Source organism: Collinsella aerofaciens (assembly GCF_002736145.1).
Lineage (GTDB): Bacteria > Actinomycetota > Coriobacteriia > Coriobacteriales > Coriobacteriaceae > Collinsella > Collinsella aerofaciens_A.
This window is the reverse complement of sequence record NZ_CP024160.1, coordinates 1,260,278-1,276,563: the sequence shown is the minus strand read 5'-3', so window position 1 is coordinate 1,276,563 and position 16,286 is coordinate 1,260,278. Positions and strand designations below refer to the sequence as shown.

General features: G+C 60.6%; 16 protein-coding genes and 2 tRNA genes. 17 read left to right on the top strand and 1 reads right to left on the bottom strand.

Translation table 11 applies throughout. The features are described 5' to 3' along the window. The first annotated feature begins 6 nt into the window (after positions 1–6). The 6 genes from CSV91_RS05655 (at position 7) to CSV91_RS05630 (ending at position 6,054) form a co-directional block, all read left to right on the top strand. Positions 7–453 carry a pyridoxamine 5'-phosphate oxidase family protein gene (locus CSV91_RS05655; RefSeq protein ID WP_099432118.1) on the top strand — a complete coding sequence of 149 codons (447 nt, stop codon included), beginning with the start codon at positions 7–9 and terminating at the stop codon, positions 451–453. A gap of 44 nt (positions 454–497) precedes the next feature. Further along, positions 498–908: a pyridoxamine 5'-phosphate oxidase family protein gene (locus CSV91_RS05650; RefSeq protein ID WP_099432117.1), complete on the top strand. Its 411-nt coding sequence runs from the start codon at positions 498–500 to the stop codon at positions 906–908. A gap of 255 nt (positions 909–1,163) precedes the next feature. Beyond that, entirely contained in the window at positions 1,164–2,234 is a 1,071-nt protein-coding gene (argC, locus tag CSV91_RS05645; protein WP_099432116.1) for an N-acetyl-gamma-glutamyl-phosphate reductase, read from the top strand. 136 nt (positions 2,235–2,370) lie between these two features. Further along, complete coding sequence (gene argJ / locus CSV91_RS05640; protein WP_172622454.1) at positions 2,371–3,639, top strand: bifunctional glutamate N-acetyltransferase/amino-acid acetyltransferase ArgJ; 1,269 nt, start codon at positions 2,371–2,373, stop codon at positions 3,637–3,639. Positions 3,640–3,720: 81 nt separating this feature from the next. Then, the gene (gene argB, locus CSV91_RS05635) at positions 3,721–4,701 is read left to right on the top strand and encodes an acetylglutamate kinase (RefSeq protein ID WP_099432114.1); all 981 of its coding nucleotides are present in this window, start codon (positions 3,721–3,723) and stop codon (positions 4,699–4,701) included. A 69-nt stretch (positions 4,702–4,770) separates the two neighbouring features. Next, on the top strand, positions 4,771–6,054 hold the full coding sequence (locus CSV91_RS05630) for an aminotransferase class III-fold pyridoxal phosphate-dependent enzyme (protein ID WP_099432113.1): 1,284 nt from the start codon (positions 4,771–4,773) through the stop codon (positions 6,052–6,054). 612 nt (positions 6,055–6,666) lie between these two features. Here the strand turns inward: CSV91_RS05630 and CSV91_RS05625 are convergent. Next, positions 6,667–6,742 (bottom strand) — tRNA-Val (locus CSV91_RS05625). 187 nt (positions 6,743–6,929) lie between these two features. Between CSV91_RS05625 and asnB the strand changes: the two genes are divergently transcribed. The 11 genes from asnB to tatA all read left to right on the top strand — a co-directional run bounded on the left by asnB (position 6,930) and on the right by tatA (position 16,279). After that, the gene (gene asnB, locus CSV91_RS05620) at positions 6,930–8,810 is read left to right on the top strand and encodes an asparagine synthase (glutamine-hydrolyzing) (protein ID WP_099432112.1); all 1,881 of its coding nucleotides are present in this window, start codon (positions 6,930–6,932) and stop codon (positions 8,808–8,810) included. Between the two features lie 112 nt (positions 8,811–8,922). Then, the gene (locus CSV91_RS05615) at positions 8,923–10,485 is read left to right on the top strand and encodes a Mur ligase family protein (protein ID WP_099432111.1); all 1,563 of its coding nucleotides are present in this window, start codon (positions 8,923–8,925) and stop codon (positions 10,483–10,485) included. Positions 10,486–10,592: 107 nt separating this feature from the next. Then, positions 10,593–11,504 carry an HAD family hydrolase gene (locus CSV91_RS05610; RefSeq protein WP_099432110.1) on the top strand — a complete coding sequence of 304 codons (912 nt, stop codon included), beginning with the start codon at positions 10,593–10,595 and terminating at the stop codon, positions 11,502–11,504. A gap of 51 nt (positions 11,505–11,555) precedes the next feature. Beyond that, the gene (murI, locus tag CSV91_RS05605; RefSeq protein WP_099432109.1) at positions 11,556–12,440 is read left to right on the top strand and encodes a glutamate racemase; all 885 of its coding nucleotides are present in this window, start codon (positions 11,556–11,558) and stop codon (positions 12,438–12,440) included. Positions 12,441–12,494: 54 nt separating this feature from the next. Continuing rightward, a complete protein-coding gene (gene rph / locus CSV91_RS05600; protein ID WP_099432108.1) occupies positions 12,495–13,220 on the top strand; it encodes a ribonuclease PH in 726 nt (241 codons plus the stop codon). A gap of 143 nt (positions 13,221–13,363) precedes the next feature. Then, positions 13,364–14,005 (top strand): RdgB/HAM1 family non-canonical purine NTP pyrophosphatase, encoded by a 642-nt coding sequence (gene rdgB / locus CSV91_RS05595; RefSeq protein WP_022094898.1) that lies wholly within the window; start codon positions 13,364–13,366, stop codon positions 14,003–14,005. Between the two features lie 3 nt (positions 14,006–14,008). Continuing rightward, positions 14,009–14,455: a D-aminoacyl-tRNA deacylase gene (dtd, locus tag CSV91_RS05590; protein WP_089572532.1), complete on the top strand. Its 447-nt coding sequence runs from the start codon at positions 14,009–14,011 to the stop codon at positions 14,453–14,455. A gap of 114 nt (positions 14,456–14,569) precedes the next feature. Continuing rightward, the gene (locus tag CSV91_RS05585; protein WP_006234957.1) at positions 14,570–14,866 is read left to right on the top strand and encodes a Veg family protein; all 297 of its coding nucleotides are present in this window, start codon (positions 14,570–14,572) and stop codon (positions 14,864–14,866) included. A gap of 2 nt (positions 14,867–14,868) precedes the next feature. Further along, entirely contained in the window at positions 14,869–15,765 is an 897-nt protein-coding gene (gene ispE / locus CSV91_RS05580; protein WP_099432107.1) for a 4-(cytidine 5'-diphospho)-2-C-methyl-D-erythritol kinase, read from the top strand. Between the two features lie 49 nt (positions 15,766–15,814). Further along, positions 15,815–15,891: transfer RNA gene (locus CSV91_RS05575), tRNA-Pro, on the top strand. A 112-nt stretch (positions 15,892–16,003) separates the two neighbouring features. Beyond that, complete coding sequence (gene tatA / locus CSV91_RS05570; RefSeq protein WP_157757999.1) at positions 16,004–16,279, top strand: twin-arginine translocase TatA/TatE family subunit; 276 nt, start codon at positions 16,004–16,006, stop codon at positions 16,277–16,279. Positions 16,280–16,286 lie beyond the last annotated feature (7 nt).

The following is a 16,286-nucleotide window of genomic DNA, read 5'->3' as shown; positions in this document are numbered from 1 at the left end:
ATTCCTATGACCGACATCGACCGCACGGCCCAACTCGAGCGCGCCTGCACATACCTCAGACGCATCCCCGCGTGGTATCTGGCCACGACCGATGTGGCCGACGGGCATCAGCCCCGCGTGAGACCGTTCTCATTTGCCATGGTCGATGATGGCAAGTTGTGGTTCTGCACCTCGCGCGATAAGGACGTGTGGGCCGAGCTCAGCGCGAACCCCAAGTTTGAGCTTTCGGGCTGGAAACCGGGGGAGTGCTGGATCGTGTTAACTGGCGAGGCCGCGCTCGAGGACGATGCGGTGGTGAGCGACCGCGTTCGCGAAGCGGGTTTTAAGCACATGGTGGGCATCGGCGAGGAACACGAGAGTGCCAACGACGGCCGCCTTGCTTTCTTTTCGGTCCGCAACATTGCCGCGCGCTTCTGTGATATCGACGGCAGCGAGGAGCGCCTGGAGCTCTAGCTCACACAAACCAGACTCTCAAGCTGACTAGTACAGGAGGAAACGTGGACGGATTGAATACGGTTTTGGAGTATCTGACGTCGGTGCCGGCGTGGTATCTGGCGACGAGCGTGGACGGGCAGCCACATGTGCGTCCGTTCTCGTTTGCACAGATTCAGGACGGCAAGCTGTGGTTTGTGACAGCGCGCACTAAAGATGTGTGGCAAGAGCTGCTGCAAAACCAGCGCTTTGAGGCCACGAGTTGGTGGCCGGGCCATGGCTGGCTCATCTTGCGCGGGCGCGCTGGCTTGGATGACCGGGCTTTAGACGAAATGCGCGAAGCCGGGTGGAAGCATCTAGAGCGCCTGGGCGAGCACTATGAGGGGCCTAACGACCCCACGCTTGTCTTCTTTAGCGTCGAGGATCCCGAGGCTTTTATCTGTAATCACGACGAATGGGTGCCGGTCGAGCTCTAGCCAACCGGCTCATCCTAACAACTTGGTTTTCGCATGGGCGGGCCCCGTATTGCCCGGCGCCGTTAGGAGCGTCGGTCAATACGGGCCCGCTCTATTTGTCAATTCCTTCGAGTGAATGTGTCGGGATTGTTTCAATGCATGAATATGCAAAAGATTTGCGTATATATGCATCTTTTGGTGTTAAAGTTTCAACCCACTTCATAACGACGGCTGCGGGATGCGCATTGGTGCATAACTGCAGACAAGGAGTCTGATATGTCTGTAAAGGTTGGAATCGTCGGTGCGGCTGGATATGCCGGCGCCGAGCTCATTCGCCTCGTGCTCGGTCATCCCGAGTTTGAACTTGTTGCCATTACGTCCAACGCCGATGCCGGCCAGCCGCTGTCCGCGGTGTATCCGAGCTTTGCTGGCGTGAGCGATCTGGTTTTCACCACGCATGACGCCCCCGAGCTCAAGAGCTGCGATGCGGTTTTTCTTGCCGTGCCGCACACGGCTGCCATGGCACAGGTGCCCGCGCTGCTTGCATCGGGCGTCTCCTGCTTTGATCTTTCGGCCGACTACCGCCTGAACGACGCGTCCGTCTTTGAGACATGGTATGCCGCCGAGCATACGAGCCCCGAGCTGCTCAAGACCCGTGCCTTCGGTCTGCCCGAGCTGTTCTGCCAAGACTTGGAGACCGCCGCATCCGACCATGCTGACGGCAAACCCGTGCTGGTCGCCTGCGCCGGTTGCTATCCCACCGCAACGAGCCTTGCCGCCGCGCCCGCCGTGCGCGCGGGCTGGGTGGCCGAGAACGGCCCCGTGGTCGTCGATGCCATTAGCGGCGTGACGGGCGCCGGTAAGTCCTGCAACGCCCGCACCCATTTTTGTAGCGCGGACGAGAACCTGGAGGCCTATGGCGTGGGCAAGCATCGCCATACGCCCGAAATCGAGCAAATTCTGGGCCTAACCGACCGCGTCGTCTTTACTCCGCACCTGGCACCGCTCAAGCGTGGTTTGCTTTCCACGGTGACGATGCCGCTCGCGCCGCAGGCTATCGATACCTTGACCCTTGAGGATGTCGTCGACTATTACAAGCAGTTCTACGCCGGTCGCACCTTCGTACGCGTACTCGATGCCGGTCAGCAGCCCAAGACGGCTTCGGTCGTCGGCACCAACGCTGCCCAGATTGGCCTCGCGCTCAACAAGCGCGCGGGCGTGCTGGTTGCGACGGGCGCCATCGACAATCTATGCAAGGGCGCTGCGGGCCAAGCGGTCCAGTGCGCCAATATCGTCTTTGGCTTTGACGAGCGACGAGGCTTGCCCACAGTGGCGTGCCCGGTGTAGCACATTCGATTGTTAACGATTTGGTAGTCGGGCATCGAGTGGGGCGCCACTCTTAAGCTGGTCTCACGATCACGACTGGCATGGCGCACCAACCGATGTCCGCCTTTTTTGTTTGACATAAGGAGTCATAAAGACGATGAATACCGAGCTGTTTGATATCAAGATTCGCGCCGTCGAGGGTGGCGTTACGGCTGCGGCTGGTTTTAAAGCCGCAGGCATCCACGCGGGGTTCCGCAAGAACCCCGAGCGTCTGGATTACGCGCTCGTCGTGCCCGATAAACCCTGTCCCGGTGCCGGCGTGTTTACCACCAATCGCTTTTGCGCGGCGCCCGTGCAGGTGAGCCGTGCCAACCTGGGCGGTGCCGACAAGGGCTACGGTATCATCGCCGGCGTTTCGGTCAACTCTGGCAATGCCAACGCCGCCACGGGTGAGACCGGCCTTGCATGCGCGCGCGAGACGTGCAGCATCGCATCGCAGGTCATCGGCTGCGAGCCCCAGCAGATTCTGGTTGCCTCCACGGGTGTGATTGGCCAGATTCTGCCGATCGACACGTTTGAGACCGCCATTCCTGCTGCCTACGAGGCGCTCTCCGCCCACGGTGGCGCCGATGCCGCTCGCGCCATTATGACGACCGACACGCACTCCAAGGAGTACGCCGTATCCTACGTCAGTGAGGCTGCGGGTCATGCGGGCAATGTCTATACGGTAGGCGGAATGTGCAAGGGCTCGGGCATGATCATGCCCAACATGGCCACCATGATCGCAGTTATCACCACCGATGCCCCCGTCGAGCCTGCGGCACTTCATGCCCTGCTGCTCTCGACCGTCAAGCAGACCTTTAACAAGGTAACGGTCGATTCCGACACCTCGACCAACGACACCTGCATCATGCTTGCCTCCGGCGTCGCTGCCACAGATGCCGAGCCTATCGTCGAGGGCTCCGATGCCTTTGACGAGTTGGCGTTTGCCGTACACGAGGTGTGCGAGAGCCTGGCGCGCAATATCGCCGCCGATGGTGAGGGCGCATCTAAGCTTGTTACGGTCAACGTTACCGGCGCCGTGAACGATGAGGAGGCCGATATCGCCGCCCGTGCCGTTGCCAACTCGCCGCTCGTTAAGACCTGCATCGCCGGCCACGACTGCAACTGGGGCCGCGTTGCTATGGCGCTTGGCAAGTGCGGCGTGAAGTTTAATCAGGAAGACGTTTCCATCGACATGATGGGCATGCCTGTCTGTCGCGACGGTCTGACTGTTCCCTTTGACGAGGACGAGGCTCTGCGACGTTTTGAGGCGTCCGAGATTGTGATCTCGGCAGACCTGGGCGCGGGTGACGCGGCGACCACCGTGTGGACTTGCGACCTCACGCACGAGTACATCTCCATTAACGGCGACTACCGTTCCTAGATTCCAGGCACGCTGCGCATCTTGCCGCGATTGCGGACGGCGGAGCACGGCGCGATAACGATACGAAAGACGAGGCAGATTATGAAATTCGCACGCGATTGTCGTTCGAGCGAATCCAACGAAGCAACCGCGCAGCTGCTGTTCGAAGCGCTGCCGTGGATTAAGAACCTGACCGGTAAGACGGTCGTTATCAAGTACGGCGGTGCCGCCATGGTTGATGAGCGGCTGCGCCGCGACGTGATGAGCGACATCGTGCTGCTCAAGATCATCGGCATGCGCCCTGTTATCGTGCACGGTGGCGGCAAGGCCATCAACGAGGCGCTGAGCCACTACGACATCCCCGTCGAGTTTAAGAACGGCCAGCGCGTGACCACGCCGGCGACCATGGATATCGTGCGCGAGGTGCTGGGCGGCAAGGTCAACCAGGAGCTGGTTGCTGCCATCAACCACCACGGCAACCTGGCCGTGGGCGTGTCGGGCAGCGATGCCGGCACGCTCATCGCCGAGCCGCTCGACCCCGAGCTCGGTCGCGTGGGCAAAGTGACGCACGTCAACACCGACTATATCGAGCGCCTGCTCGATAGCGAGTACATCCCCGTCATCGCTACCGTCGCGGCGGGGGAGGACGGCGGTTTCTTCAACATCAACGCCGATACCGCCGCCGGTGCCGTTGCGGCGGCGCTGCATGCGCATAAGGCGATCTTTTTGACCGACGTCGACGGCCTGTACAAGGACTTTAGCGATAAAGACTCACTCATCTCCAACCTAACGCTCGACGAGGTTAACGAAATGCTCTACGGCGGCGAGGTCGATAAGGGCATGATTCCCAAGCTGCGTGCTGCCGTCGATGCGCTTGCCGGAGGCGTATTTCGCGCTCACATCATCAACGGTACCACGCCGCATTCGCTGCTGCTGGAGCTGCTGACCGATGCCGGCGTCGGTACCGTGATCCATTCCACCGAGATGGCTTACGAGTTCGATACACATCCGCATCCGCTTTCGACGTTTGCTGCGCGTTTGACCGAGAATCTCGACGAGGTCGAGAAGCTTCAGACGGTCTAGCCGACCCGCAGCCGCCCCATTTCTGCACCCATAGGCCTGCGCCGTCCGGCGCTCAACGAAAGGCATCCCATGTCACTTGCAGCTCAGCAATCGCTTGAATCCCATTACGTTATGCATACCTTTGGCCGCTCTCCGGTCGAGTTTGTCGAGGGCCACGGCATGAAACTCACCGGCGACGATGGCCGTGAGTACCTCGACTTTCTTGCTGGCATCGGCGTGTGCAGCCTGGGTCATGGCGACCCGGCTGTGCTCTCGGCGCTCGAGGCACAGACCAAAAAGCTCATGCATGTCTCCAATTACTTCTACATTGAGCAGCGCGGACAGGTCGCGGCGCTGCTGTCCAAGCTTGCTAACGACGACGTAGATGGTGCGCGCGTGCTTGCCGATGCCATTGCCGCCGGCGATGAGACCACGGCAGCTGCTCTTGGTGCCCCGGCTGCGGACGAGCAGGTGTGGGAGACCTTCTTTGCCAACTCCGGCGCCGAGGCCAACGAGGGCTCGATGAAGCTCGCGCGCCTGTACGCCAAGCGTGCCGGTAATGGCGGCAACACCATCGTGTGCATGCGCGGCGGCTTCCACGGCCGTACGCTCGAGACCATTGCCGCCACCATGCAGGATTGGCTGCAGGACAGCTTCCGCCCGCTGCCGGGTGGCTTTGTGGCCTGCACGCCCAACGATGTCGATGAATTGCGTGCGATCTTTAAGCAGCTGGGCAGTGAAATTTGCGCCGTGATGCTCGAACCGATCCAGGGTGAGAGCGGTGTGCACCCCATGACCGAGGAGTTTATGGCGGCAGCGCGCGACCTGGCACACGAAGTGGGCGCCGTGCTTATCGCCGACGAGGTCCAGTGCGGTATCTTCCGCACGGGTAAGCCGTTTGCGTTCCAGACCTATGGCGTGGAGCCCGACATCATGAGCCTTGCCAAGGGCATTGCTGATGGCGTGCCCATGGGTGCCGTCGTCGCAAAGAAGGAGATTGCCGACGTGTTTGAGCCGGGCGACCACGGCTCGACCTTTGGCGGTAGCTGCTTGGCCATCGCGGCGTGTGCCGCGACGCTCTCCGCGCTCGTGCGCGGCGATTATGCCGACCACGCTGCCAAGGTGGGCGCCTATATGGAGGCAAAACTCGCCAAGTTACCGCATGTTACCGATGTGCGCGGTCGCGGCTTGATGCTCGGCTGCGACCTGGATGATGCCGCGGGCGACGCGCATGATATTGTTGCCCGCGCGCTGGCCGCCGGTGCCGTGATTAACGCTACGGGTGCCCATACGCTGCGTTTCCTGCCGCCGCTCGTGTGCGAAGAGGCCGACGTGGACAGCCTAATCGAGATCCTGGCGGGTGTCTTGGGCTAACGCGGCGCAATAACTCAATTTGGACCGGGTTCCGGACTGCGGACGTGCCATATGCGGCACGATTCGGCGGTCTGGAGCCCGTTTTGCCATAAATCTGCAATGGCCAGGAGAGCCTTTGGACAAAAAATGCCAAATATGAGTACTGTCACCAGTTGAATCTCATATGAAACCGACTACCTAGGATTAGTTAGACCACACATGTTCAGTTATGTTAATGGGAAAACAGCTAGTAAAGGCTTCAAATCGCTGATTCAGAGCTAGATTTATCCAGCGAAACCCAAAAATCGCTGCTACAAAATTGGTAACAGTACTCATTTTTGCCATTTTTTGGCCACGGCCTTTGTGACGGACGTGCTGGCGGGTTCGAATCCCTCTGCGATGGGCCCAAAAAAGAAAGGCCTCCATCACTGGAGGCCTAACAAATCAGTGGTGGGCGATGAGGGATGTCGCGTGCGGCTGACGCCGCCCGCTCTCGCTTCGGGCCTACGGCCCTCGCGTGCTGCGCTGGAAAACGCTTCGCGTTTCCTCAGCTTCGCACCCTTCCGGGTTCGAATCCCATGAAATAGGCCCAAACAAAAAACGGTCCCCTTTCGAGGACCGTTTCCAAATCAGTGGTGGGCGATGAGGGATTCGAACCCCCAGCCTTGTGCGTGTAAAGCACCTGCGCTAACCGTTGCGCCAATCGCCCGTGCGGAGAGAGTATAGCAAAACAATCGCCTCATTCATCTCATATCCATTAAAGGTAACCGGCGCGTGTCGGCGCGGAGCTGATTCAGTTGAGATTGCCTGAACATTCCGCCCCTCTTTACGCCCTCGGGTATACTCAAAAGCTACTGATTCGATTTGATGCCCAGCAACAGCAGAGGGGATAGTATATGTGCGGTTTTGTCGGTTTTGTCGGTGGGACGGATAACCAATCCGAGGTGCTCACCAAGATGATGGACCGCATTGTCCATCGCGGTCCCGACATGGGCGGTCAGTTTATCGACGGCCGCGTTGCCCTCGGCTTCCGCCGCCTGTCGATCCTCGACCTGACCGAGGCTGGCGCCCAACCCATGGCCAACGAGGACGGTAGCGTCGTCATTGTCTTCAACGGCGAGATCTACAACTTCCAAGAACTCCGTTCCGAGCTCGAGGCCAAGGGCTACCAGTTCCACTGCGGCGCCGACACCGAGAGCCTCCTGCACGGCTACGAGGAGTGGGGCGAGGCAGTACTCGATCGCTTGCGCGGTATGTACGCCTTCGTCATCTGGGACAAGAAGAAGAACAAGCTTTTTGGCGCCCGCGATATCTTTGGCATCAAGCCGCTCTACTACTATCCCATGGCCGATGCGGGCGACGGCGCTCCGGGCGTGCTCTTTGGTTCCGAGATCAAGAGCTTCCTGGACTACCCGCACTTCCACAAGGCGGTCAACAAAAAGGCCCTGCGTCCGTACATGACGCTGCAGTATTCGGCAACCGAGGAGACCTTCTTCGAGGGTGTCTACAAGCTGCCGCCGGCGCACTACTTTACCGTAGACATCCCGACCGGCAAGATGAACATCGAGCGCTACTGGGATTGCGATTACTCTGCCGTCGAGAAGCCGTTCGAAGAGTATGTCGATGAGCTGGACGAGGTCGTGCACGAGAGCGTCGAGGCCCATCGCATCGCCGACGTCAAGGTCGCGTCGTTCCTCTCCGGCGGCGTCGACTCCAGCTACATCGCCGCTTGCCTCATGCCCGACAAGACCTTCTCGGTGGGCTTCGATTACAAGAATTTCAACGAGACCAACTACGCCAAGGAACTTTCCGATAAGCTCGGCGTCGAGAATGTCCGCAAGATGATTACCGCCGACGAGTTCTTCGGTGCGCTCGAGGACATCCAGTATCACATGGACGAGCCGCAGTCCAACCTATCTTCCGTGCCGCTGTGGTTCTTGGCCGAGATGGCCCGCAAGGACGTCACCGTCGTGCTTTCGGGCGAAGGCGCCGACGAGCTCTTTGGCGGCTACGCCTACTACGAGGACACGGTTCCGGTCCGCAAGTACAAAAAGATGGTGCCGCTGCCCATCCGTCGCGCGCTCGGTAACCTGGCGCTGCATATGCCGTACTTCAAGGGACATAACTTCCTGGTCAAGGGTGCCGAGATCCCCGAGAAGTCGTTCCTGGGACAGGCTCTGGTATGGCCGGAGCGCGAGGTCGACGGCGTGCTCAAGCCCGAGTACAACACCGGCGATGGCGCCTTCGAGCTTGCCGCTCCCATCTATGCGCGCGTGAAGGGTCAGCCCGAGCTGGTCAAGAAGCAGTACCTGGACATGAACATGTGGCTCCCGGGCGACATTCTGCTCAAGGCCGACAAGATGTGCATGGCGCACTCGCTGGAGCTGCGCGTGCCCTTCCTGGACCGCAAAGTCATGGAGTTCGCCGAGCACATTCCCGACCGCTACCGCATCAACGAGAACGGCAACAAACAGGTACTCCGCCACGCTGCCAACAAGTCGCTGCCCGATGAGTGGGCCACCCGTCCCAAGGTGGGCTTCCCGGTGCCGATTGTCTACTGGCTGCGCGAGCAAAAGTGGTACGACTATGTCAAGGAGTACTTCACCGCGCCGTGGGCAAGCGAGTTCTTCGATACCGACGAGCTCATGCACCTGCTCGATCTGCACTTTGCGGGCAAGGGCGATTTCCAGCGCAAGATCTATACGCCGCTCGTGTTCCTGGTGTGGTACAAGCGCTTCTTTATCGACGAGGACCAGCCCGCTGTTCAGGCTGCCTAGCCTCGGCTTACGAACGCCTGCGCGTAACGGCTCCTCCGGGAGCCGTTTTTGCGTGGGTGCGTTTCAGTTACTATAAAAACCGTCCCTGCCAAATGGCTGAGAAAGGTGAAAGATGCACCATTCGGATTCCGCGACCGTGACCACGGTCGATACGCTTGCCAAGCTTCTCGATGTGTGCGGCGAGCTGCGCGCATCAGAGCAGGTTGACGAGCGTGCCGTGACCGGCTGCTCGTTTGATTCGCGCGCGGTCTCGGCAGGTGACGTGTTCTTTTGCAAAGGTGCTGCCTTTAAGCCCGCGTTTTTGAGCATGGCGCTCGATGCGGGTGCCGTCGCATTTGTGTGCGAAGAGTCGCTGGTCGAGTCTCTGGAGCCGCTGGCGCAGGAGAGCGGTGCTGCGATGCTGGTTGTTGATAGCGTTCGCACGGCCATGGCCCTGTTGCCGCCGGAGGTCTACGACCGTCCCGACCACGACGTCAAGATCGTGGGCATCACCGGTACCAAGGGAAAGACCACGGCCGCTTTTATGCTTCAGTCCATCATCAAGGCAGCGGGCGAATCCTGCGGCATGATCGGCTCGGTGAGTACCGACGATGGCATCGAGTGCTACGAGAGCACCAATACTACGCCCGAGGCCCCCGAGGTCTGGCGCCATATCGCCAACTGCCGTGAGTCCGGTCGCCAGTCCATGGTCATGGAGGTCTCGAGCCAGGCGCTCAAGTACCAACGCGTCGAGAATCTGCCGTTTGACGTGGCGTGCTTCCTCAACATCGGTCGTGACCACATCTCGCCGATCGAACACCCCACGTTTGAGGATTATTTTGAGAGCAAACTCAGGATCTTTGACCAGGCAAAGACCGCCGTGGTGAATCTGGGCACCGAAGAGGTTGACCGTGTGCTGGAGGCAGCGTCGACGGCCGAGCGCTTGGTGACCGTTGGCGTCGAGCATCCCGAGGCAAGCCTGTGGGCGAGCGATGTGCGCATGGTCGGCTTTAGCATCGAGTTCAACTTGCATGGCCTGTGTGCCGACGAGTTCGAGGCGGGGGAGAAGATCCTGCTGGGTATCGCGGGAGACTTTAACGTGGAGAACGCGCTGGTCGCTATCGCCGCTGCGCACGAGATCGGCATCGGTATCGATGCCATCAAGAAGGGCCTCTCCAAGCTTCGTGTGCCGGGCCGTATGGAGGTCGTGGAGTCGAAGGACGGCCGCGTGATCTGCGTCGTTGACTATGCGCACAACCAGCTTTCGTTCCGTTCGCTTTTCTCGTCGGTCAAGCGCGCGTTTCCCACTAGCCCCGTCATTGCAGTGTTTGGCGCTGCCGGCGGCAAGGCGCAGGAGCGCCGCGAGCAGCTTCCGCGCGAGGCCGCACCATATTCCGACCTGATGATTTTTGCCAACGAGGACCCGGCTCACGAGGACCCGATGAAGGTCTGTCGCGAGCTTGCCGAACATGTTCCCGACGATACGCCGAACAAGATCATCCTCGATCGCGAAGCCGCTGTGCATGCGGCGTTCAAGGCAGCGCGCGAGGAGTACGTCAACCCCGATGCTCCCACCATTGTCTTGCTGCTGGCAAAGGGTGACGAGGAGCTCATGCACGTGGGCGACGAGTTCGTGCCCATCGAGAGCGACCTTTCGTTGGCCAATCGCCTGATCGATGTTACCCAGTTTGACTAATGAACCATGATGGCGGCGGCGCCCTGAGTGCGCTGTCGCCATAAGCGTGTTCCCTCAATCAAAACATGCCGTCCAAGTCCAAACCCTTCTACGTAAACGGAGTAACCATGTCCCACAACACCCTGCCGACCGTCGCCGAGCTTTCGGGCGAGATGCGCGAGCGCTTGGCCAAGGTTAAGTACGTCTTTACCGACCTGGATGCTACGATGCTCGCACCCGGCTCGTGCGTGCTGCGCGACAACGACGGCAACCCCTCGACCAAACTCGTCGAGGCCGTCGTGGCACTTGCCCGCGCTGGTATTCAGGTGGTTCCCACCTCGGGCCGCAACCGCACCATGATCCACGAGGATGCGCGCGTGCTCGGCCTCAACTCCTACATTGGTGAGATGGGCGGCCTGGTCATGTACGACCTCAAAGCCAACGATTGGGAGTATCTGACCGGCGACATGCCCTACGACCCCTCTTGCGGTCTCACGCCGCACCAGGTGATCGAGCAGACCGGCGTGTGCGAGAAGATCCTCGCCCGCTGGCCGCACAAGATCGAGTATCACAACGACATGTCGACCGGCTACAAGTACCGCGAGGTCACCGTCGGCATGCGCGGCGACATCCCCGATGACGAGGCACAGGCCATCCTCGACGAGGCCGGCTGCGGTCTGGTCTGGGCTTGCAACGGCCATCTGACGCATCTGTCCAAGCCGACGACGCTCGAGCTCGATCGCGTCGAGGACGGTCGCGCCTTCAACATCAACCCCGCGGGCCTCAACAAAGGCGTCGCCATTGCGCGCTTCTGCGAGCACCTAGGGATCGAGCGCGAGGAGACGTTGGCGCTCGGCGATTCCGAGTCCGACTTCTACATGGCCGATCACGTGGGCACGTTCTGCCTGGTCGAGAATGGCCTGACGAGCGCCGGTGCGCCCGAGTTCTTGGCTGCTTGCGAGAACGCTTTCGTTACGCGCGGCAAAATTGTCGACGGTTGGGCGGCGACGGCAGAGCTGCTGGTCGCGGCGCGTTCGTAGCGCGGCGTCGCCGCACTTGGACATGTCTTTTCGAGAGAGACTGGTGAGGTAATGTCCGATATCGAGAATCTGGCAGGCGACACGCGCCCGATTGGCGTGTTCGATTCTGGTTTGGGCGGTCTGACGGTTGCGCGCGCCATCGCGACGGCGCTGCCGCATGAGTCCGTCTACTACTTCGGCGACACCAAACGCTGCCCCTACGGCACGCGCACCGAGGATGAGGTGCGCTCGTTTGCGTTGCAGGCGGGCCGTTGGCTGTCGAAGCACGACGTCAAGATTATGGTCATCGCCTGCAACACGGCGACAGCTGCGGCCTTGCGTCTGGCCCAGCAGGTGCTCGACGTTCCCGTGATCGGCGTGATCGCGCCGGGTGCCCGTGCGGCAATCAACAGCACCCGCTCGCGTCGCGTGGGCGTGCTCGCCACCAACCTCACCATTCGCTCGGGCGCCTACACGCGCGCCATTCAGGATCTAGATGCCGGCGTCGATGTATACGGCTGTCCTGCCTCGAGCTTTGTCGAGGTTGTCGAACACGAGCTCGCCTCGGGTGCACATCTGCAAGAACAGTGGCTTGAGAACGAGGACATCTTCGATACGCCTGCCGTGCGTGCACTGGTGGGTGCCACGGTTGAGCCGCTGCGCGACCACGGTATCGATACCGTGGTGCTCGGCTGTACGCATTTTCCGCTGTTGGTGGGACCTATCCGCCATGCGCTGGGGCCTGGGGTGCGCGTCGTGAGTTCCGCCGAGGAGACCACGCGCGAGCTGACCGACATCCTTACGCGCCGCGAGCAGCTGGCGGGCGACGCCGCCGAGCCGCAGCATCGTTTTGCCACGACGGCCGATAACATTGCCGAGTTTGCGGTGGCGGGCAGCTTTATCTTTGGTCAGCCGCTCAAGAGCATTGAGCATATCGATATCGATGAGCTGAAATAGATGTAAGGCCGCCGCCAAAGTCTTCGCCACACCTTTTGCCGAAAGGATTTTTCTATGGAGTACATGCAGGTCAACCGCGCCAACGGTCGCGCCGCCAACGAGTTACGCCCCGTTAAGCTCACCCGTGGCGTCATGAAGCACGCCCACGGTTCGTGCCTGGCCGAGTTTGGCGACACGCGCGTGCTGTGTGCCGCCACTATCGAGGAGGGCGTGCCGGGCTGGCGAAAGGGAGCTAAGGCCGGCTGGGTGACCGCGGAATACGCCATGCTGCCGGCGTCGACCGGCAAGCGCTGCAAGCGCGAGCACGCCAACCGCAAGGGCCGCTCCATGGAGATCGAGCGCCTCATTGGCCGCAGCCTGCGTACCGTCGTTAACATGAAGGCGCTCGGCGAGTACACCGTCACCGTCGACTGCGATGTGATCCAGGCCGATGGCGGCACGCGTACAGCGAGCATCACCGGCGCCTGGGTGGCGCTGCGCGACGCCCTCGCCATGTGGGTCGAGGCGGGCAAGATCGAGCGCATCCCGCTTACCGGCCAGGTGGCCGCCATCTCCATGGGCGTTGTCGACGGCAATACGCTGCTTGACCTCGATTATTCCGAGGACAGCCATGCCGAAGTCGACATGAACCTCGTCGCCACCGACACCGGTGAGATGATCGAGCTCCAGGGCACCGGCGAGCAGGCGCCCTTTGACCGTAAGCGCCTCAACGCCCTGCTCGACCTGGGCGACAAAGGCATCGCCGAGCTCATCGAGCTCCAGCGCCAGGCCCTCGCCTAACCTACCAAAAAGTGACAGGTTTATTTTGGCAGGTTTTATCTGGGAAAACGTCGAAGTATAAGACTGCCGTTGATTGAGAGGGGAGAGGCGGAGGCCCTCGTCGCCCTCGGCGCGGCATTGCTATAGAGACAAGGAGACCACTCATGGCACTTGAGAAGATCGACATCGACACCCTCGACCCGGCGGCGACCATTGTCGTGGCAACGGGTAACGCCCATAAGCTCACCGAGATCGAGGCCATTTTGGGCAAGGTCATGCCCGAGGTTCGCTTTGTGGCGCTCGGCCAGCTGGGCGATTTTGAGGACCCCGAGGAAAACGGCACGACGTTTTTGGAGAACGCCATCATCAAGGCGCAGGCTGCCGTCGAAGAGACGGGGCTCATGGCCATTGCCGACGATTCGGGCCTGGTCGTCGACGCACTGGACGGTGAGCCCGGTGTGTATAGCGCGCGCTACGCGGGCGTTCACGGCGACGATGCCGCCAACAACGCCAAGCTGCTCGTGAATCTGGAGGGCGTGGCCGACGAGGACCGCACTGCGCGCTTTATGAGCGTCGTCGCGCTCATCGATACGGACGGCCTGGTCACCTATGGCGAGGGCGCCTGCGAGGGGGTTATCGCGCACGAGGGTCGCGGCGATCACGGCTTTGGCTACGACCCGCTGTTCCTGCCGGTCGATACGCCGGGCAAGACTATGGCCGAGCTCACGGCGGACGAGAAGAACGCCATCAGCCATCGATTCCATGCGCTCGAGCACCTATCCGCCAAACTGACGGGCGAGGAGTAAGCCGTGCGTGCGGTGGTGCAGCGCGTACTCAATGCCGGCGTGACAGTCGACGGCGAGTGCGTGGGCAAAATTGGGCGCGGCTATCTGGTGCTGTTGGGCGTGGGCCACGGCGACACGCGCGCCGAGGCTGATAAGTTGTGGGGCAAGCTCCGCGGCTTGCGTATTAACGAGGACGAGAACGGTAAGACCAACCTGGCACTTGCCGATGTCGACGGCGAGGTTCTCGTAGTGTCGCAGTTCACGCTGTTCGCCGATTGCCGTCACGGCCGCCGCCCATCGTTTACCGATGCCGGCGCCCCCGATGTTGCCAACGAGCTCTACGAGTACTTCCTGACGCTCGTTCGCCAAGATGTCGAACACGTGGCGCACGGCATCTTTGGCGCCGATATGAAAGTCGACTTGGTCAACGACGGCCCATTCACCATCGTCCTCGATACCGACAATCTGTAAGTAGCCAAATTAGCTACTTGCGCGTGTTTGTAACAGGGTGCTATAGTATTAGAGTTTTGTCTATCTTAGGGGTATTATCCCCTTTTTGAATTGCACCTTCTGGAGGCCCTGTTCATGGAAGAGATGGAAGTCAATCACGTCGACGACATCCACGAGAAGCTGACCGATATGGTGGGCGATCGCGTCAAGGTGAAGGCCAACATGGGCCGCACCCGCGTCGTCGAGCGCATGGGCACCATCAAGAGCGTCCACCCCGCCGTCTTTATCGTCGAGGTCGACGAGCGCCGCGGCCGCAAGTCGCGTCAGTCCTACCAGTATATCGATGTCCTCACCGGGCAGGTCGAACTGTTTGACCCCGAGAGCGGCGAGCATATCTTTACCCCGCTCGGCAACCAGCTCGAGGAGCACTAGCGGTGACCGATCGGTCCCTCACCCTTACCGCGCCGGCAAAGATCAACCTCTACCTGGGGGTTCATACCGAGCGCGATGACCGCGGCTACCACAGGGTCGATTCCCTGATGGCAGCTGTCGGTCTTTCCGATACCGTGACGGTTACGCCGGCACAGGCGCTGACCGTCCAGACGGTTCCGGCATCAGATTTTCCCATGCAAAAGAATACGGCGTATCGGGCTGCGGTTGCTATGGCCGAGCATTATGGTCGCGAGGCAAACATCTGCGTGACGATTGAGAAACGCATTCCATTGTGCGCCGGCTTGGGCGGTCCCTCGACGGATGCTGCCGCGGTCATTGTCGCCTTGGCGGAGCTCTGGGGCATTGATCGCACCGACCCAGCGCTCGACGACATTGCGCGGGGCATTGGTGCTGACGTCCCGTTCTTTTTGCACGCGAGCCCTGCGTTCTACGTAGGTGGGGGAGACGTGCTGGCAACTGAGTATCCCGCGCTGCCCGCAACGCCCGTCGTGTTGGTCAAGCCGCGCGAGGCGAGCGTTTCGACAATTGAGGCCTATCGACGTTTTGACGAGGCCCCGGTGCCTGCAGACAAGCCCGGCGCGATAGCTTCTGCCTTGCGTTCCGGTGATGCCGAGACGGCATATGCGCTCATCCATAACAACCTGGGTGTCATTTCCGCACAGATGGAGCTGCAGATTCAAACGGTTCTCGATTGGCTGCGTAAACAGGACGGCACCGTTGCTGTAGATGTGTGCGGATCGGGCGCCTGCTCGTTTGCCATTTGCGACACCGCCGCCACGGCCGAAAGGCTTGCCGACGCTGCCCTGCAAAACGGCTGGTGGTCCTGCGCGACGGAGCTCATTCCCAACACGGTTCTCATCGAAGTGCCAAAGAAGTAAAAATTTCTCTAGCACACGACGGAAATCTTTGTTACTATAGTCGAGCTAACGGGTTGTGGCTCAGTTTGGTAGAGCACTGCGTTCGGGACGCAGGGGTCGCTGGTTCAAATCCAGTCAACCCGACCAGAGCATGAGGAGGGACCGCTTCTTGCGGTCCCTTTTTTTAGCTATTGTTGTGATACCGCGATACCCGCGGTATACTCATTCGAGCTTGTCTCGCTGTATTGTGGAGGTCTACATGTTTGGACTGAGGGCTCCTGAGCTCATCATTATTCTCTTCGTTGTCCTGATTATCTTCGGGCCCAAGAACCTGCCGAAGCTCGGCAAGTCCCTCGGCTCTACCGTCAAGAATATCCGCGAGGGTATGGAGGGCGACGATAAGGCCGAGACCAAGCAGGCCGAGGAGGTCGTGGTCGAGCAGTCCGAGGAGGACAAGGAGATCGCTGAGCTCGAGGCCAAGCTCGCTGCTGCCAAGAAGAAGCAGGCAGAGGACAGCGACGCGGACGCAGAGTAGTCCCATC